This window comes from Pseudomonas taiwanensis DSM 21245 (assembly GCF_000425785.1).
Taxonomy (GTDB): Bacteria; Pseudomonadota; Gammaproteobacteria; order Pseudomonadales; family Pseudomonadaceae; genus Aquipseudomonas; species Aquipseudomonas taiwanensis.
Window position 1 is genome coordinate 178,940 of record NZ_KE384452.1, and the last position, 17,855, is coordinate 196,794.

Annotated in this window: 14 protein-coding genes; 7 read left to right on the forward strand and 7 right to left on the reverse strand. The window is 64.5% G+C overall.

The features are described from left to right. Nucleotides 1-202 precede the first annotated feature (202 nt). Together H620_RS0124275 and H620_RS0124280 are read left to right on the forward strand one after the other, a co-directional pair. Complete coding sequence (locus tag H620_RS0124275) at nt 203-1,438, forward strand: MFS transporter (protein WP_023381314.1); 1,236 nt, start codon at nt 203-205, stop codon at nt 1,436-1,438. A gap of 32 nt (nt 1,439-1,470) precedes the next feature. After that, the gene (locus H620_RS0124280; protein ID WP_023381315.1) at nt 1,471-2,250 is read left to right on the forward strand and encodes an AraC family transcriptional regulator; all 780 of its coding nucleotides are present in this window, start codon (nt 1,471-1,473) and stop codon (nt 2,248-2,250) included. Here H620_RS0124280 and H620_RS0124285 read toward each other — a convergent pair. The 3 genes from H620_RS0124285 to H620_RS0124295 all read right to left on the reverse strand — a co-directional run bounded on the left by H620_RS0124285 (nt 2,235) and on the right by H620_RS0124295 (nt 4,965). Then, nucleotides 2,235-3,206 (reverse strand): aliphatic sulfonate ABC transporter substrate-binding protein, encoded by a 972-nt coding sequence (locus tag H620_RS0124285; RefSeq protein WP_023381316.1) that lies wholly within the window; start codon nt 3,204-3,206, stop codon nt 2,235-2,237. The two genes, H620_RS0124280 and H620_RS0124285, sit on opposite strands and share 16 nt — an antisense overlap. Nucleotides 3,207-3,221: 15 nt before the next feature. Beyond that, complete coding sequence (locus tag H620_RS0124290; RefSeq protein WP_023381317.1) at nt 3,222-4,187, reverse strand: ABC transporter substrate-binding protein; 966 nt, start codon at nt 4,185-4,187, stop codon at nt 3,222-3,224. Between the two features lie 127 nt (nt 4,188-4,314). Beyond that, entirely contained in the window at nt 4,315-4,965 is a 651-nt protein-coding gene (locus H620_RS0124295) for a TetR/AcrR family transcriptional regulator (RefSeq protein WP_023381318.1), read from the reverse strand. Nucleotides 4,966-5,059: 94 nt separating this feature from the next. On the opposite strand from H620_RS0124295, the gene H620_RS0124300 reads away from it, so the two are divergent. The 5 genes from H620_RS0124300 to H620_RS0124320 are packed head-to-tail and all read left to right on the forward strand — an operon-like array spanning nt 5,060 to nt 11,598. Continuing rightward, complete coding sequence (locus tag H620_RS0124300; protein WP_023381319.1) at nt 5,060-6,082, forward strand: HlyD family secretion protein; 1,023 nt, start codon at nt 5,060-5,062, stop codon at nt 6,080-6,082. After that, nucleotides 6,082-7,842 carry an ATP-binding cassette domain-containing protein gene (locus tag H620_RS0124305; protein WP_023381320.1) on the forward strand — a complete coding sequence of 587 codons (1,761 nt, stop codon included), beginning with the start codon at nt 6,082-6,084 and terminating at the stop codon, nt 7,840-7,842. The genes H620_RS0124300 and H620_RS0124305 overlap by 1 nt, the downstream gene beginning before the upstream one ends. After that, entirely contained in the window at nt 7,839-8,972 is a 1,134-nt protein-coding gene (locus H620_RS0124310) for an ABC transporter permease (RefSeq protein ID WP_023381321.1), read from the forward strand. Before H620_RS0124305 ends, H620_RS0124310 begins: the two co-directional genes overlap by 4 nt. A 1-nt stretch (nt 8,973) precedes the next feature. Continuing rightward, nucleotides 8,974-10,089: an ABC transporter permease gene (locus H620_RS0124315; protein ID WP_023381322.1), complete on the forward strand. Its 1,116-nt coding sequence runs from the start codon at nt 8,974-8,976 to the stop codon at nt 10,087-10,089. Between the two features lie 12 nt (nt 10,090-10,101). Further along, entirely contained in the window at nt 10,102-11,598 is a 1,497-nt protein-coding gene (locus tag H620_RS0124320; RefSeq protein WP_027908194.1) for an efflux transporter outer membrane subunit, read from the forward strand. 133 nt (nt 11,599-11,731) lie between these two features. On the opposite strand, the gene H620_RS0124325 is transcribed toward H620_RS0124320, so the two are convergent. The 4 genes from H620_RS0124325 to kdpB form a co-directional block, all read right to left on the reverse strand. Next, nucleotides 11,732-12,427 (reverse strand): response regulator, encoded by a 696-nt coding sequence (locus tag H620_RS0124325; protein WP_023381324.1) that lies wholly within the window; start codon nt 12,425-12,427, stop codon nt 11,732-11,734. Further along, entirely contained in the window at nt 12,424-15,078 is a 2,655-nt protein-coding gene (locus tag H620_RS0124330) for a sensor histidine kinase (protein ID WP_027908195.1), read from the reverse strand. The genes H620_RS0124325 and H620_RS0124330 overlap by 4 nt, the downstream gene beginning before the upstream one ends. Nucleotides 15,079-15,232: 154 nt before the next feature. After that, entirely contained in the window at nt 15,233-15,784 is a 552-nt protein-coding gene (gene kdpC, locus H620_RS0124335) for a potassium-transporting ATPase subunit KdpC (RefSeq protein ID WP_023381326.1), read from the reverse strand. A gap of 10 nt (nt 15,785-15,794) precedes the next feature. Further along, nucleotides 15,795-17,849, reverse strand: a complete 2,055-nt coding sequence (gene kdpB / locus H620_RS0124340) for a potassium-transporting ATPase subunit KdpB (RefSeq protein ID WP_023381327.1) — start codon at nt 17,847-17,849, stop codon at nt 15,795-15,797. Nucleotides 17,850-17,855 lie beyond the last annotated feature (6 nt).

The window sequence follows — 17,855 nt, forward strand, 5'->3', positions numbered from 1 at the left end:
CAACAAACACCGGCAGGCGCGTCGCGGCGACGATGCACCTGCTGGCGGGCGAGCTCGCTGCAAGCATGCCCGAATCGCGACAGTGAGTGTCTGTACGACGTGAGACAGGCAAAGGCCGCCCTGGATACCCTCCTTTGGCACTGCCTTGTTGCGGTCTGCCCCCAGGCCGCAGTGTCCTCACTCGACAAAAGAAACTTCGCCCATGACGACTTCTGCCGCCACCTTGGCCCGCCCCACGGCCCACGTCGATCAACCTCAGGGTTTCCTGGTTCGTATCGTCGGCGCCGCCGCCTTCGCCCACTTGCTCAACGACCTTATCCAGGCCGTCCTGCCCTCGATCTACCCGATGCTCAAACAAGACTTTTCCCTGAGCTTCGCCCAGATCGGCTGGATCGCGCTGGTGTTCCAGGTCACCGCCTCGCTGCTGCAACCCTGGGTTGGCCTGTACACCGACAAGCACCCGCAACCTTACCTGTTGCCAGGCGGCATGTTGATTACTCTGATCGGCATCGCCCTGTTGGCAACGGCAGGCAGCTATGAAATGTTGCTGGTGGCATCTGCCGTGGTCGGCGTAGGCTCCGCCACTTTCCACCCCGAGGCCTCGCGAGTGGCGAGGATGGCCTCTGGCGGGCGCTTCGGCACGGCACAGTCCACCTTCCAGGTGGGCGGCAACACCGGTTCGGCCATCGGCCCGTTGCTCACCGCGCTGATCGTGATCCCTAACGGCCAATCGGCCATTGCCTGGTTCATGGTGGCTGCTGCACTTGCTGTATGGGTGCTGTGGCGGGTCACCGGCTGGACGATTCGCCACGGCCAGCATCGCCTCAAGAGCATTGCCGGGCAACAGGCACCCGCGCTCTCCAACGGTGCGATTTGTCGCGCAGTGGGGGTGATCGCGCTGTTGATGTTCGCCAAGTTCGTCTATATCGCTTCGTTCACCAACTACTTCACCTTCTATCTCATCCAACATTTCGGTTTGAGCGTGCAGCAAAGCCAGCTGTACCTGTTCGCTTTCCTCGCGGCCGTGGCATTAGGCACCTTCGCAGGGGGGCCGGTGGGCGATCGCATTGGCCGCAAGGCGGTGATCTGGGTTTCCTTCCTTGGTGTGGCGCCGTTCGCCATGGCCCTGCCCTACGCCAACCTGGCCTGGACCGCAGTCCTGGCTGTGGCCATCGGGCTGGTGATGTCTTCGGCGTTCGCCGCCCTGGTGGTTTACGCCCAGGAAGCGGTACCGGGCCGAGTCGGCATGGTGTCCGGGGTGATGTTCGGCCTGATGTTCGGCATCAGCGGCATCGGTGCGGCTGGCTTGGGCGAATTGGCTGACCGACATGGCATCGAGTGGGTGTATCAGGTGATCTCGTTCCTGCCCCTGTTGGGCCTGGCAACGGCCCTGCTGCCGGCGACCCGCGCCAAAGCCCACCCGGCCACCTGCTGCTAAGATGGCCACGCGGAACACCTAGGAGGCGCACGATGGCACTGATCAAGCCGATGGAGCAAATGCTGGTGGAGGTCGACGAATGGACCTGGGAGGTGGGCAGCCGTGCCACGGACTACCCACCGGACTGGTTCATCGCACCCCACTCCCATGCCAAGCATCAGCTGATCTATGCCATCAAGGGCCTGATGATCGTGCAGTCGCGGTCCGAGCGCTGGACCGTGCCGCCGAGTCGCGGCGTATGGATGCCCTGTGGCCAGGAACACGCGATCCGCTGCGTGGGCGATGTGAAGATGCGCAGCGTGTTCGTGCGCCCGGACGCAGCAGCGAACCTGCCATCACAGAGCAAGGCCATCAGTATCTCGCCGCTGCTGAGCGAACTGATCAAGGCCTCGGTGGACTTCACCGGCCCCTACGCCGAGGACTCACGCGAATCACGGATCGTGCACCTGATCCTCGACGAGATCAGCGTGCTGCCAACCCTGCCGTTGAAGCTGCAGCAGCCCGGCGACAAGCGTCTTCAGGTCATCTGCTCGGCACTGCACGAGCGCCCCGAGGACAACTCGACGGTGGCAGACTGGGGTCTTCACCTTGGGGTGGATGAAAAAACCATCCAGCGTCTGTTCCGCAAGGAAACCGGCATGACCTTCGGCCAATGGCGCCAACAAGCGCGGCTGATGCAAGCCCTGGAGCGGATCGCTCTCGGTGAGCGGATCATCGACGTCGCGGGGACGCTCGGCTATGACAGCCCAAGCGCCTTCGCCAGCATGTTCAAGCGCCAGTTCGGCACGACGCCGAGTCAATTCTTCAGATGAGCGGCCCCTGGCTCGAACACGGTTACCGCTCGCGCATCCACGGCCTTCGGCAGCAGGCCTTCGCGGTAGAATGCATCGGCTATTCGCTGTTGCTCGGCCAGGTTGTCCAGTTTCACCGGCTGCACGTCATAGCTGCGCCGAGCATTGGCCTGCTGCACCGTGACGCTGTCCAGATTACCCCACAGTGGCCCCAGCACCCGGGCTGCGGCGGCCGGGTTGGCCTTGGTCCAACCGCCAATTTCACGCAGCGCCTGGTACACCTGATCCAGCACCTGCGGGTGCGCCTTGGCGTATTCACTGCCAGCCAGGTAGTAACGCTGGTAACTAGCCAGTTCGGTGCCATCGGCGAGAATTCGCGCGTGCTGCTGACGCTGGGCACTGGCCACGTAGGGATCCCAGGTTACCCAAGCGTCGACCTTGCCGTTTTCGAAAGCTGCGCGTCCGTCGGCGGGAATCAGGTAGGCCGGGCTGATGTCCTTGAAGCTCAGTCCCGCCTTGGCCAGCGCCTGGATCAGCAGGTAGTGGCTGCCAGCGGCCTTGGTCACCGCCACGCGCTTGCCCTTGAGGTCGGCAAGGGTCTTGAGCGGCGAGTTGGCCGGCACCAGGATGGCCTGGGCCGCCGGCGACGGCGCCTCCCGGGCAAAGTACGTCAGTTGCGCACCAGCGGCCTGGGTGAACACGGGAACGGTGTCGGCCACATCTGCAGAAAGGTCGACGTTACCCAGGTTCAACGCTTCGAGCAGCGGCAAGCCGCTGGGGAACTCGTGCCAGCTGACTCGTATACCCTCAGCCTGCAGGCGTTGTTCGAGGGTGCCGCGTGCCTTGAGCAGGGTCAGCAGGGTCGAGGACTTCTGGTAACCGATACGCAGGGTCTGCTCGGCGCTGGCCAGGGACGGTAGCACGCCGCCGATCAACAGGCCCAGCGCAAGATGGCGCAGGCGTTTGGGATATGCCATGAAGATTCTCCGGAATCAGTGTTGGGCAGTCAGAGGGTCGGTGGCGGGTACGCTGAAACCCGAAGCGAAGGTCGGCGCTACCTCCAGGCGCTCGCTCATCAGGCCATGGGCTTGGTAGAAGTCCGCGGTTTCCTGTTGCTCAGCGATGGTCTCGCCGTCGATCGCCTGCCAGCGAAGTTGGCGACGTTCGAACTGCAGTCGCGCCGCTTCCACGGGGAAGCCGATGATGGCGGAAAGCGTCCTGGAATAGGTGTCCAGATGCTGGTTGGCCCAGACCTGGGCACCAGCCAGACGGGCAAGATAGTCCTGCAACGCCGTGCGGCGTGCAGGGTCTTCGAGAGCCTTGTCGGTGGCCGCGAGGAAACTGTTGCCGGTGGACAGCCCTCTGCCGTTGACCAGCACCCTGCCTTGCCCGTTAAGTTCGGACAGGGCCGTATAGGGCTCCCACGTCGACCAGGCGTCCACCGAACCATTGGCAAGGGCAATCTTGGCATCGACCGGTCCCAGGAAACGGAACTCCACGTCCTTCTCCGTCAGCCCGACCTGGTCCAGCGCCTTGAGTGCCAGGTGATGGCCGATGGAACCACGGCCGGTGGCGATGCGCTTGCCCTTGAGGTCCGCCGCGCTGTGCAGCGGCGCGTCAGGGCGCACCAGCAGCGCCGTGCCGTAAGGGTCGGACTTGTCCACGGCGATCGCTTTGACTGGCGCACCTGATGCCAGCACGAACAACAACGGCGCATCGCCGATGATGCCGGCATCGATAGCGCCAGCATTCAGTGCTTCAGCGAGCGGCGCAGCTGCGGGAAACTCGGCCCACTGAATGTCGTAAGGCACATCGCGCAAGGCGTCTGCCGCTTCCAACTGGGCACGCATGTTGCCTTTCTGGTCGCCGACACGCAGGGTCAGGCGCTCGGCGGCGATGGCCTGGGTGGCCAGCAATGAGGCTACAAGCAACAACGATAGACGGCGACGGCTGGACATCCTGTGCTCCTTCAAAGCATTCCTGGAAAGGCCAGGTGGCATGCCACCTGATGCCGGGACACTTTATCGAGCACCTAGAAATTAATGAAATTGATTTTAGTGCTAACCTAATATGCAAAAAGCAGGACTACATCACCGCATCGAGCCCTGCCAGGGCGAACCGCACCAAGTGTTCTGCCAACGCCTCTTCCGACTGTTCGAACAATCCCGATAGCGGTGTCGTGATGTCGCGGCTGATCACCTGCAACATCATCACCGGTGCGATGACGCTGAACAGACAGCGCAGCAATGCCGGGTCCTCCACGGGCTTACCCGTGAGCTCACCCAGCAGGCTCAATACCAGTCGCGACTTGGGCATCGCCTCTTCTGCGATCAACTCGCTCACATACGGCGACGGGGTCAGCAACTCGCGGCTCCACAACCGGGCTTGCCACCGTTTGCCGTTGATGACGTTGAGGGTCAGTGCCCTGATCAGGTCGACCAAGCGTTCACGGGCTGGGCGGTCGCTGCAGGCCAGTTGCTGCAACTGCTCCAAGCTGATCAGGTGTTGGTGCATCTCCTTGAGTACTGCGCGGTAGAGGCCCTCGCGACTGCCGAAGTGGTAGTTCACCGCGGCCAGGTTGCACTGCGCCAGGGCGCAAATGGCCTTGCTGGTCGCCTCGGCATAGCCACGTTCGGCAATCAGCTGGCCGGCGGCATCGAGGATGCGCTGCCGGGTGATGTCGCCATCCGGGCGGCGCCCACGCGGCTTACTGGAAGGGGCTGGTTCGCGGCTCATGCCAGGCACTCGTGGTGTTGTCTCAAATCAAATTCTAATTTGAATTCTGTGACTATGCTTGCTCCATGTCAGTGATCGATCACAGGTCGTCATCATGCAGAAAAAGCTCGTCATCGCCCTGTTGGCGGCAACGCTGGTGGGCTTTGGGGCGTGGTACTACGTGCACACCCGGGGCGACCAGGGGGGCGACCTGGTGCTCTATGGCAACGTCGATATCCGCCAGGTCTCGCTGGCATTCACCGGCAGCGAGCGCATCGGCGAAATGCGCGTGGAGGAAGGCGACACCGTCAAAGCCGGGCAGGTGCTGGCTACCCTCGATAGCCGTGCGTTGAAGCTGCAGATCGACCAGGCCAACGCCCAGGTCGCCGTCCAGCAGGCCAACGTCCTGCGCCTGCGCAATGGCAGCCGACCCGAGGACATCGACCGCGCCAGTGCCCAGGCAGCAGCCAGCAAGGCCCAGGTCGACCTCGCCGCCACCCAGTTGCGCCGCTTGCAAACCATCCGCGCCAACAGCAGCGGCGGACGGGCCGTGAGCCAACAGGACCTGGACAATGCCGCCGCGCAACTGAAGGTGCGCCAGGCCCAGTGGGAGGACAGCCAGAAGGCCCTGCGTCTGGCCAGGATTGGCCCCCGGGCCGAAGACATCGCCCAGGCCGAGGCCCAGCTGCAAAGCGCCCGCGCGCAACTGGCACTGCTGCAGCACAACCTCGACGAAACCGAACTGCGTGCACCGCAGGATGCCACCGTCCGCTCGCGCATGCTCGAACCAGGCGACATGGCCTCGCCGCAACGGGCGGTGTATGCCCTGGCCATTACCACGCCAAAGTGGGTACGGGCCTATATCAATGAGTCGCAACTGGGCCACATCCGACCGGGCCTGCCCGCCAGGGTCACGACCGACAGCCACCCGGACGCTCCCGTGCAGGGGCAGGTCGGGTTCATTTCCGACGTTGCCGAATTCACGCCCAAGGCCGTGCAAACCGCCGAGCTACGCACCGCGCTGGTGTACGAGGTGCGCATCATCGTCGACGATAAGGACAACCGCCTGCGCCTGGGAATGCCGGCAACCGTTCGATTTGCCCAGGCGGACCTGGTGAACGACGGGAAGGCCCGGTAATGGAGTTGGTCATCGAGGCCAAGGCTGTTGCCAGGCGGTTCCTGGTCAAGGCATCGGGGCAGGCCGTCCAGGCATTGCACGGCTTGGACCTGACACTGCGCAAAGGCACCCTCACCGCCCTGGTCGGGCCCGATGGCGCCGGTAAAACCACATTCCTGCGCCTGGTCGCGGGGCTGTTGCAAGCCGATAGCGGGGAGTTGAACGTGCTCGGCGTCGACGTCAAGGCGCACCCGCAGAAGGTCCAGGACCTGATCAGCTATATGCCGCAGCGCTTTGGCTTGTATGAAGACCTGAGCGTACAGGAGAACCTCGACCTCTACGCCGACCTCCATGGCGTAGGCGCCAACCTGCGTCGGCAGCGCTTCGAGCGGCTACTGGCGATGACCGACCTGACGCACTTCACTCGCCGGCCAGCAGGCAAGCTGTCTGGTGGCATGAAGCAGAAGCTCGGCCTGGCCTGCACCCTGGTGCGGTCGCCGCAACTGCTGTTGCTGGATGAGCCGACCGTGGGGGTCGACCCGCTGTCACGTCGTGAACTGTGGGAGATCGTCCAGCAACTGGTGCGGGAAGAGAACCTCAGCGTACTGCTCAGCACCTCCTACCTGGACGAAGCCGAGCGCTGCTCGGAAGTGTACATGCTGCACCAGGGTGAACTGCTGGCCCAAGGCATGCCACAGGACATCCGCCGCCACGCCGATGGCCTTTGCTACCTCGCCACACCGCCCGCCGGGCAGCCGGCGCGCACCCTGCAGGCCCGTCTGCTGGGCAACACGCACACCATCATCGATGCGGTGCCGCAATCGGGTGAGGTGCGTTTCATGCGCCAGCCTGATGCCGACCAGCAGACACTCGACACGCTGCTGGGCGGCGCTCCGGTACGCCCGGTGGAGGCCAGGCTGGAAGATGGCTTCATGTTCCTGCTGCGTGCACGCAGCGATGCCGAGCACGTCGACATGGAAACACTCAAGACCAGTGCCCCGAGCGACCCACACAGCAGCGAACCGGCCATCGAAGTGAAGGACCTGGTGCGCACGTTCGGCGACTTCACCGCCGTGGCCAGCACCAGTTTCAGTGTGCGCCGGGGTGAGATCTTCGGCCTGCTGGGGCCCAATGGCGCTGGCAAGACCACCACCTTCCGCATGCTCTGCGGCCTGCTGCCCGCCTCGTCGGGCAGCCTGCAGGTGGCCGGCGTCAATCTGCGCCATGCACGGGCGAAGGCTCGCCGCCGGGTGGGCTATGTGTCGCAGAAATTCTCCCTGTACGGCAACCTCTCGGTCCGCGAGAACCTTGAGTTCTTCGGCGGCGCCTATGGGTTGCCCGGCAAGCAGTTGCAGCGGCGCATGGACGAAGTCGCCCAGCAATTCGACTTGTCCGGACACGAGAGCGACCCCAGCGGCCAACTGCCTGGCGGCTTCAAGCAACGCCTGGCCATGGCCGTGGGCCTGCTTCACGAGCCGGAAATCCTCTTTCTCGACGAGCCCACCAGCGGCGCCGACCCCCTCGCCCGCCGAGGTTTCTGGCAACGCATCACGGCACTGGCGGCTGCCGGCACCACGATCATCATCACCACCCACTTCATGGAAGAGGCGGAGTACTGCGACCGCATCGTCATCCAGGACGCTGGCAAGCTGATCGCCATGGGCACGCCGCAGGAAGTCCGCGAGCAGGCCGCAGGCAAGGGCAGCACGCTGAACATGGAACAGGCCTTCATCGCCATCGTCGAGCAGGAGCGCCAGCAACAGCAGGTGACGCCGGCATGAGCACCGCGACGCTCGGTGCCTTCTGCCGCCGACTGGTGTCACTGACCCGCAAGGAAGTGCGGCAGATGCTGCGTGACAAAAGCAATCTGTTGATCGGCATTGGCTTGCCCATCGTGCTGATTCTCATCTTCGGCTACGGACTGTCGCTGGACGTGCGTCACAGCGTGGTCGCGGTGGTGCAGGATGACCCTGCGCCGCAAGCCCACGACCTGCTGGCCAGCATCAGCCATTCGGCCTACCTGGAACCGCGGCCTGTGAAGTCCTTCGAGCAAGGCAGGCAATGGCTGGCTTCGCGTGAAGTCGATGCCCTGGTGTACCTGCCGGGCGATTTCAGCCGTCGCCTGCAGGCGGGCAACGCCCAGGTACTGGTGCTGGTACAAGGCTCAGACGCGACGCGTGCTTCGGGGGTCAGCAACTACCTGAACCAGGCCCTGGCCTTGTGGGGCCAGAAGCAGAGTTCGCGCAACGGCGGCTTGCAGGCTGGTGGAGTGCAGATCGAGCAACGCATGTGGTTCAATGCCGCCAACACCAGTACCTGGTACCTCGTGCCTGGGTTGATCGTATTGATCATGACGCTGGTGGGGGCTTTTCTCACCGCGCTGGTGATGGCCCGCGAATGGGAGCGCGGCACCCTGGAAGCGTTGTTCGTGACGCCCGTGCGGGCTGCGGAGATTCTCCTGGCCAAGGTCATTCCCTGCTTCGTCGTCGGCCTGATCGGCCTGGGGTTGTGCCTGCTGGCAGCGCGTTTTCTATTCGATGTGCCGATGTATGGTTCGCTGTGGGCGCTGGTGATCTGCTCGATGCTGTACCTGCTCGTGGCACTGGGGATCGGCCTGCTGATTTCGGCGGTCACCAAGAACCAGTTCCTGGCCAGCCAGATTTCCCTGCTCGTCAGCTTCCTGCCGGCGATGATGCTTTCAGGCTTCATCTTCGACCTGCGCAACGTACCCACCGCCGTGCAGGTAGTCGGAAACCTGCTGCCCGCCACCTACTTCATGCAAGTGGTGAAGTCGCTGTTCCTGGCCGGCGACTTCTGGCCATTGATCCTGCGCAACAGCTTGATTCTCACCGGTTACGCCGTGGCCTTGCTGGGGCTGGCGCGCCTGGCCACGCGCAAGAGGCTCGATTGACATGGCCACGTTCCTGGAACTGCTGCGTCGCCTGGTCAACCTGTGGCGCAAGGAACTACTGGTGATTTTCAAAGACCCGGCAAACCGCATCGTACTGATCGCACCGGTGCTCATGCAGAGCCTGCTGTTCGGCTATGCCGTGACCTTCGATCTCAACGACGTGCCCTACGCACTGCTCGACCATAGCCACAGCGAGTCGTCCCAGCGCCTGGCCAGCCGCCTGGACGGCAGCGGCATCTTCCACCGCGTGCAGACCCTCAACTCCAGCCGCGACATCGCCGAGGTGATCGATGCGCAAGAGGCATTGCTGGTGGTGCACATCCCACCTGATTTCGAGGCCCGCCTTACCCGAGGAGAAACCGCACCGCTGCAGGTGATACTCGACGGCCGTAACTCGACCACCGCAGGCTCCGCCGCAGCGGGCCTTGCCAGCATCGTGAACGACTTCAACCGAGAACGCGGTCTGGCGCAAGCACCGATCAACGTGGTTACCCGCGCCTGGTACAACCCCAACCTGGAAACCCGTTGGCCGCTCATTCCGGCGTTGATTGCTTCGCTGAGCATGCTGCAGACACTGGTGCTCACCGCCTTGTCGGTGGCGCGCGAACGTGAGCAGGGCACGTTCGACCAATTGCTGGTCACCCCCTACTCGCCGATGGAGATCATGATCGGCAAAGCCATACCGCCCATTCTCATCGGCCTGGTGCAAGCCTCGTTGGTGCTATTGATGGCGCTGTTCTGGTTCCGCATTCCCATGGCCGGCTCCCTGCTCGACCTGTACGGAGGCCTGCTGGTGTTCATGATCTCCAGCGTCGGCCTGGGCATGTCGATTTCGGCCATATCGCTGAACATGCAGCAGGCCATGCTCTATACCTTCGTGCTGATCATGCCGATCATGCTGCTGTCGGGCCTGGCCACGCCGGTGCGCAACATGCCCGACGCCATGCAACTGGCCACCTGGATCAATCCCCTGCGCTTTGCCATCGACCTGATTCAACGCATTTATCTCGAAGGCGTCAGCCTGTTCGACGTGGCACACGACCTGGTCCCCATGCTCGCCGTAGCCGCCGTCACTCTGCCGCTGTCTGCCTGGCTGTTCCGCAATCGACTCGCTTAACCGGAGGCTGCAATGTCGTCGCCGCTCAACGCCTTTTGCCTCACGCCGTTGCTACTGGCCCTGATGGCCTGCAGCGCGGTCGGGCCTGACTACCAAGCGCCGCAGCCGGTTACCCCAAGCGACTGGCACGCGGCCCATAGCGGTGACCCCACGCTCCTGAACACGCGCTCGGCCAACCAGGCCATTGCGACGCAATGGTGGACCCAGTTTGCCGACCCGACGCTGAACTACCTGCAGCGGCGCGCCATTGCCGCCAGTCCGGACCTGACCAACGCCGCCCTGCGCTTTGCACAAGCGCGCATGCAACGGCAGATGGTCGCGGCGCAGCGTGGCGTGAACGTCGACGGCAGGGCCGACATCCAGCGCCAGCGTCAGAGTGAGCGCGGTGCCAGCGCGAAGATGATCGACAGCTTCGCACCGGGCAACAGCGACGAGCTGACCAAGGCCCTGGCGCAACCATTCACCCTTTATGAAGCAGGCTTCGACGCATCCTGGGAGGTCGATTTCTGGGGCCGCGTACGCCGCTCCGTCGAGGCCGCGGACGCCCGTGTCGAGCAGCAGCGCGCTTTGCTTGAGCAGGCACGGCTGGTGGTGGCCAGCGAAGTGGCGCGCGGGTATTTCGAATTGCGTAGGGTGCAACAGTTGATCGGCGTCACCGAGCAAGACCTGCGAGCCACCGAGGAGTCGCTCGAACTGGTGAAAGCCCGCGCCGACGGCGGCCTGGTCGACGATTTCGACCTGGTCCGTCAACGCGCTCAACTCGAACAACTGAGTGCCACCCTGCCCTCACTGCAGGCGGCGCAGACCCAGGCCATCAACCAACTGGGCGTGCTGGTCGGCGCGCAACCGGGCGAACTGCAGGCTCAGTTGCTGCTACCTACAGCCACGCCTCCCACCCTACCCGACCTGAGCCCTGGGCTGCCCTCGGACGTGGCGCGCAAACGCCCGGATATCCGCGCCGCCGAAGCCCAGCTTCACGCGGCAACGGCCAACATAGGGGTGGCGGTCGCCGAGTTGTATCCAAGCATCCGCCTGGGTGCCAGCTTTGGGTATTCCTCGTTCGAAAGCGGCAAGTTTTCTGACTGGGGCAGCCGCCAGTGGGCGGTAGGGCCGAGCTTGAGCGTGCCGATTTTCGACAATGGTCGGCGCCGCGCTCAAGTCACTTTGCGCACGCTCGAACAACAGGAGGCAGCGGTCAACTACCAGCAGACGGTACTCAAGGCCTGGCAGGAGGTGGATGATGCGCTGAGCAGTTATGGCGCCGAACGCCAGCGCAACGACCAGCTCAAGGCACGCCTGGGCAGCGCCGGGCAAGCCTATGACATGGCCAAGGCACGCTATGCCGGTGGACTGACTGACTTTCTGGTAGCGCTCGACGCCCAACGCAACTATCTGCAGGCGCGCCGAGATGTGGTGGACAGTGACAACCAGTTACGCCTGGGCCTTGTAGCGTTGTACAAGGCGCTGGGGGGCGGTGCTCCAGTGGGTGCGCGCGAGGTGCAGCAATGATGGACAAGCGCCGCCTGCGCGGCGCATCGAGAGCAAGGCTCGCTCCTACGTCTGATCTGGGTCCGTAAGGTGTGCAGCCGCCGCGAACCGCTGTAGGAGCGAGCTTTGCTCGCGATGCGCCAGTACCCTGGGCTTATCCAGCCGGCGCCACCAACCGATACCCCACCCCCGCCTCGGTAATGATGAACCTCGGCGCCGTCGGGTCATCGCCCAGTTTCTGCCGCAGGTGCCCCACCACGATCCGCAGGTAGTGGGTATCGTCCACATGGGTCGGCCCCCAGATATCCTTGAGCAACTGCTGCTGGGTGATCACCCGCCCAGGATGCCCGGCCAGTTGCGCCAGCAGCGCATATTCCTTGCGGGTCAGCGCCACCTCGACACCGTCCAGGGTCACCTTGCGAAAGGCAAAGTCGACCGTCAACGGCCCAAAGCTCGCCAATGCCTCCCCGCCACTGGCCTGTGGCGCCTGACGCAGCAGGGCGCGGATGCGTGCCAGGAACTCCTGGATACCGAAGGGCTTGGTCACATAGTCGTTGGCACCACCATCGAGCGCATCCACTTTCTGAACTTCACTGGCGCGCACCGACAACACCATTACCGGCACCGAGCTCCACTCGCGCAGCTCACGCAGCACGTGCTGGCCGTCCATGTCTGGCAAACCAAGGTCGAGCACCACCAAGTCCGGCTTGGCCAGGGCGGCCTGGGTCAGGCCCTCGGCACCTGTGGCGGCCTCGATCACCTTGTACCCCTGGGATGCCAGGCTGATGCGCAGAAACTTGCGGATCTGCGGTTCGTCGTCGATGACCAGGAGGGTCGCGTGCTGGCTCATGGGGCTTCGCTTTCGGCTTCAGGTTGATCGGGCAGCGGCAAGCATAATGTGATGCAGGTGCCCTGGCCATCGATGCCTTCGCTGACCAGGATTTGCCCGCCGTGGGCGCCGACCATGCCTTGGCAGATGGCCAACCCAAGCCCCGTGCCCTGCCCGCCCCGATCCCCCCGGGCAGCGGTGTAGAACATGTCGAAGATCTTGTCCCGCTCCGCCACCGGAATGCCAGGCCCCTGGTCGCTTACCGCGAAGTACAGTTGCTGGTCGTGCACGGACACCTCCAGTTCCAGCCGTCCCTGCGCCGGCGAAAAGCGGGCGGCGTTCTCCAGCACATTGACCAGGGCCTGTTCGATCAATGCCGCATGCACGAACAACAAGGGCAACGCGGCCGGCACCTCGGTGTGCACGCGCAACGGCGCCAGCACGGCGCGCAGGCGGTTCAGCGCACTGCCGACGATGTCCGCCGGTGCCACCCAGTCGCGAGCAAGCTTCAGCCCACCATGGCCCAGGCGGGTCATGTCGAGCAGGTTCTGGATGTAACGGTCCAGGCGTTCGGCCTCGTTGCGCGTGCCTTCGAGCAACTCACGCCGATCAGCGGGCGCAATGGCCTCGCCCAATGCCAGCAGGCTGTCGATGCTGCCGCGCATGGCGGTCAGCGGTGTACGCAGGTCATGGGATACCGATGCCAGCAAGGCACTGCGCAACTGCTCGGTTTCGCCATGCAGGCGCGCCGCTTCCAGTTGCTCGGCCAGCCGCGCCCGGGCCAGGGCCTGGGCCAAAGGTTGCCCCAAGGCCATCAGCAGGCGACGGCGCTGGGCGCTGAGCGGCTCGCCGGAGTGCGGCCGCACGCCAAGCAGCGCCAGCGGCTGCTCATCAACCGCCAACGGCCACCACCACCAGCGCCCATGGGGCAAGGTATCGCTGCCATGGCCGGCAGCCTGGCCGTGTTGCCAGGCCCACTCGGCAGCGGCCCGTTCGTTGTCGGTGAGGGCTTGCGCCTCGCCACTGACCCGATGCAACAGGCCCTCTGCATTGCGCTCGAGCAGGCATACCTGCATGTCCTGCAAACCGTTCAAATGCTGGCCCGCTGCATTGAATACCGCCTGACGGTCGGTAGCCACGGTCAACCGTCGAGAAAGGTCGAGCAACTGGCTGGTCTGCGCCTGAGTCTCGCGCAGGGCCTGCAACTGCTGGCGTTGCCGCGCTGCGAGATTGCCGGTCAGGGCGGCCATCAGCAGGAAGAACACCAGCGTCAGCACGTCTTCCTCGCGCTGGATGGTGAAGGAGAAGTTCGGCGGTATGAACAGAAAGTCGTAGGTCAGGAACGACAACGCCGCACAGGCCAGGGCTGGCCCAAGGCTGCTGCGTACGGCCACCAGCAACACCGCGGCCAGGAACACCAAGGAAATATTGGGCAATGCCAACACGCCGGCCACCGCCCAGGACAGACTTGCCGCCAACGCAGTCGCCAGCACGGCCAGCAGATAATGGCGCCACACCCAAACGCGCTTGACCGACATGCTGGGTGTGGCGGGTTGGGCATCGCGGTCGAGCACGTTGACTTCCAACCCATGGCTTTCACGCAGCAACCGAGCCGCCACCCCGGCGCCGAACAAGCGCCGCCGCAGGCGATCACGCGACTGCCCGACCAGCACCAGACTGGCCCTGCGTTCGGCAGCATGCTGGATCAGCGTGCGCGCCACCTCCCCGGCCCGCAACACCACCACTTCGCCTCCCAGCCGCTCGGCAAGCTGCTGCGCAGCCTGCAGGCGATGACGGGCGGTTTCGTCGAGCAACCGGCCATTGTCCACATGCACCAGGCTCCAGGGCAGGTGTCGGCGCTGGGCCACCCGACAGGCATGGCGCACCAGACGCTCGGCCTGATCGTCACCGTCGACCCCGACCAGCAAACGCCCACGCAAGGCCGGTGCCTCCTGGCCACGCTGGCGGTAGCCGTGGGCCAGGTCGGCATCCACCTGCGCAGCCGCCGTCTGCATGGCCAGTTCGCGCAGGGCCGTGAGGTTGGTCTGGGAGAAGTAGGCATCGATGGCCGCCCGCGCCTGCTCGGGCACATACACCTTGCCCTCACGCAGACGGGCGAGCAGGTCGCGGGGCGGCAGGTCGATCAGCACCAGCTCGAAGGCCTCCTGCAGTACCCAGTCGGGCAAGGTCTCGCGCACCTGCACGCCGGTGATGTCACGCACTTTGTCATTCAGGCTTTCCAGGTGCTGGACGTTGACCGTGGTGTAGACGTCGATCCCGGCGGCCAACAGTTCCTGGACATCCTGCCAGCGCTTGGCGTGGCGGCTGCCAGGCGCATTGGTGTGGGCCAACTCATCGACCAGGGCCAAGGACGGGGATGCCTTGAGCAGTCCGTCGAGGTCCATTTCCTCCAACGTGACGCCACGGTACTCGCTGCGCAGCAAGGGTTGCTGGAGCATGCCGCCGAGCAAGGCTTCGGTCTCGGCCCGGCCATGGGTCTCGACCACCCCGGCCAGCACCTGCACGCCTTGGCGTTGCTGGGCGTGAGCGGCTTGCAGCATGGCGTAGGTCTTGCCCACCCCAGGCGCGGCACCGAGAAACACCTTGAGCCTGCCGCGCCCTTCACGCGGCAGATTGGCCAACAGCGCGTCTGCGCGGGCGGAATCACTCATGAGTCATCCTTCATCTGCTGTGCAGAAAACACGGGCCGCAAGATCGGCATGGCACGTGCAGGAACGGGTTCACCCGCGAATACGTCGGTGAGCTCACCGCACCCTTCGCGGGCAAACCCGCCCCCACAGGCCTTTGCTGGTAACCGGCCTTGAGTCAGTGACCAATACTGCCAAGCGCCCGGTTCAGGGCCAGCACATTGACCACAGGGGGGCCGATCAGTGGCTGCAGGGTGGCCTCTTCCACCAAGGCTTGCAAGCGCTCGACTGACATCTGCCGGGCTGCCGCCACGCGCGCGATCTGGTAGGCCACGGCCTCAGGCGGCAGGTGCGGGTCCAGGCCGCTGCCCGAGGTGGTCAGCAACGCCTGGGGTACGCCCCCCTGCCCAGGTTGGTAGAGCGCTGCCGCCTCCCCTTTCACCCGTTCGGCCAATGCCGGATTGCTGGGGGAAAGATTGCTCGCACTGCTGGCCACGGTGGCATAGGCACCGGCCGACGGACGCGAGTGAAACCAGCCATCACCCTGGAAGTCCTGGGCGATCAATGCCGAGCCACGCACCTGGCCATGGTCGTCACGCACCAGGCTGCCGTTGGCCTGCTCGGGAAACGCGACCTGGGCTATGCCGGTTACCGCCAAGGGGTACAACGCGCCGGTGACCAGGGTCATCAACAAGGCCAGGCTCAATGCCGGGCGCAGATAGGTGTTCATGTCGGCCTCCTCAGACCAGGTGCAATGCATTGAGCAACATGTCGATCAGCTTGATCCCGGCAAACGGCACGATGATCCCGCCCAGGCCGTAGATCAGCAGGTTGCGTCGCAGCAACTGGGCCGCGTTCGCTGCCTGCACACGCACACCGCGCAAGGCCAAGGGAATCAGCGCGATGATGATCAGCGCGTTGAAGACGATCGCCGACAGAATCGCGCTCTGCGGGCTGGCCAGGTGCATCAGGTTGAGCACGCCCAGCTGCGGGTAGATGGCGGCGAACAGCGCCGGCAGAATGGCGAAGTACTTGGCCACGTCGTTGGCGATGGAGAAGGTGGTGAGCGCCCCGCGCGTGACCAGCAACTCCTTGCCCACCTGGACCACGTCCAGCAGCTTGGTCGGGTCGCTGTCCAGATCGACCATGTTGGCCGCCTCACGCGCCGCCTGGGTACCATCGTTCATGGCCATGCCCACATCTGCCTGGGCCAGCGCCGGTGCATCATTGGCGCCGTCACCGCACATGGCGACCAGACGCCCGTCGTTCTGTTCCTGGCGAATGCGCGCCAGCTTCTTCTCGGGCGTGGCTTCAGCCAGCACATCGTCCACCCCGGCTTCGGCGGCGATGGCAGCAGCGGTCAGCGGGTTGTCGCCGGTGACCATCACCGTGCGGATACCCAGCTTGCGCAGCTCAGCGAAGCGCTCGCGAATGCCGGGCTTGACCACATCCTTGAGGTGGATCACGCCCAGCAAGCGCTTGTCGACACACACCAGCAGGGGCGTACCGCCGCTCTGAGCGATGCGTTCGACTTCACGGGCCAGTGCCGGCGGCATCTCCAGTCGCTGCATGCCGACGAAGGCCAGCACCGCATCGACCGCGCCCTTGCGGTAGTGACGCTGCTGAAAATCGACACCGGAAAGCCGCGTCTCGGCGCTGAAGGCAATGGGTACCAGCTGCTGGGCGCTTGGTTCAATGAACGCGTGCAATTGACGCAGGTACTCGACGATCGACTTGCCCTCGGCAGTATCATCGGCCAACGATGCCAGCAACGCGCCCTCCCCCAACTCCTTGGCCGTGACCCCCGGCGCACTGTGCAGCGCACTGCAACGACGATTGCCGAAGGTGATGGTGCCGGTCTTGTCGAGCATCAGGGTGTGCACATCACCGGCCGCCTCCACGGCGCGGCCCGAGCGAGCGATGACATTGAGCCGCACCAGGCGGTCCATGCCAGCGATGCCGATGGCCGATAGCAGTCCGCCGATAGTGGTGGGGATCAGTGTCACCAACAACGCTGCGAGGAAGATCAGCGGCAGGCTACCGCCTGCGAAGTGGGCGAACGGCTGCAAGGTCACGACCACGATCAGGAAGATCAGGGTCAGGCCGATCAACAGAATATCCAACGCGATCTCGTTGGGCGTCTTCTGCCGCTTGGCACCTTCAACCAGGGCAATCATGCGGTCCAGGGTCGACTCGCCAGGGTTGCTGGTGATGCGGATCAGCAGCCAGTCGGATACCAGGCGGGTGTTGCCGGTGACGGCCGATCGGTCGCCACCGGACTCTCTGATCACCGGGGCCGACTCGCCAGTAATGGCCGCCTCGTTGACCGCTGCAATGCCCTCGAGCACTTCGCCGTCGCCGGGGATCAATTCACCGGCCACCACCTTGACCACATCGTCCTTGCGCAACTGCGAGGCAGGCACGGTCTCGAAGCCGCCTTGGCGGGTGCGGCGCTGCGCGGTAAGGCCCTGGCTGCCGGCCTTGAGGCTGTCGGCGCGGGCCTTGCCGCGCCCTTCGGCCAGGGCTTCGGCAAAGTTGGCGAACAACACGGTGAACCACAGCCACAGGGCAATCTGCACCGCCACGCTGGTGCTCACGCCACTGCCCGGTGCAAAGCACAGCACAGTGGTGAGCACAGCCGTGAGGGCCACGACCAGCATCACCGGTGAACGCTTGAGTTGACGCGGGTCGAGTTTGACGAAGGCCTGCACCATGGCCGGGCGCCAGAGTGCGGCGAAACGGGTCTGGTCCTTGGCGCTGGAGTGGGCTTTCACTTCGGGAATGGGCATGTTCATGGTTCG

Coding starts and splice junctions, on each gene's coding strand:
- H620_RS0124285 (WP_023381316.1), bottom strand. CDS start 3,206: ATGGCATATCCCAAACGCCTGCGCCATCTTGCGCTGGGCCTGTTGATC.
- H620_RS0124315 (WP_023381322.1), top strand. CDS start 8,974: ATGGCCACGTTCCTGGAACTGCTGCGTCGCCTGGTCAACCTGTGGCGC.
- H620_RS0124320 (WP_027908194.1), top strand. CDS start 10,102: ATGTCGTCGCCGCTCAACGCCTTTTGCCTCACGCCGTTGCTACTGGCC.
- H620_RS0124310 (WP_023381321.1), top strand. CDS start 7,839: ATGAGCACCGCGACGCTCGGTGCCTTCTGCCGCCGACTGGTGTCACTG.
- kdpC (WP_023381326.1), bottom strand. CDS start 15,784: ATGAACACCTATCTGCGCCCGGCATTGAGCCTGGCCTTGTTGATGACC.
- kdpB (WP_023381327.1), bottom strand. CDS start 17,849: ATGAACATGCCCATTCCCGAAGTGAAAGCCCACTCCAGCGCCAAGGAC.
- H620_RS0124305 (WP_023381320.1), top strand. CDS start 6,082: ATGGAGTTGGTCATCGAGGCCAAGGCTGTTGCCAGGCGGTTCCTGGTC.
- H620_RS0124290 (WP_023381317.1), bottom strand. CDS start 4,187: ATGTCCAGCCGTCGCCGTCTATCGTTGTTGCTTGTAGCCTCATTGCTG.
- H620_RS0124280 (WP_023381315.1), top strand. CDS start 1,471: ATGGCACTGATCAAGCCGATGGAGCAAATGCTGGTGGAGGTCGACGAA.
- H620_RS0124300 (WP_023381319.1), top strand. CDS start 5,060: ATGCAGAAAAAGCTCGTCATCGCCCTGTTGGCGGCAACGCTGGTGGGC.
- H620_RS0124275 (WP_023381314.1), top strand. CDS start 203: ATGACGACTTCTGCCGCCACCTTGGCCCGCCCCACGGCCCACGTCGAT.
- H620_RS0124330 (WP_027908195.1), bottom strand. CDS start 15,078: ATGAGTGATTCCGCCCGCGCAGACGCGCTGTTGGCCAATCTGCCGCGT.
- H620_RS0124295 (WP_023381318.1), bottom strand. CDS start 4,965: ATGAGCCGCGAACCAGCCCCTTCCAGTAAGCCGCGTGGGCGCCGCCCG.
- H620_RS0124325 (WP_023381324.1), bottom strand. CDS start 12,427: ATGAGCCAGCACGCGACCCTCCTGGTCATCGACGACGAACCGCAGATC.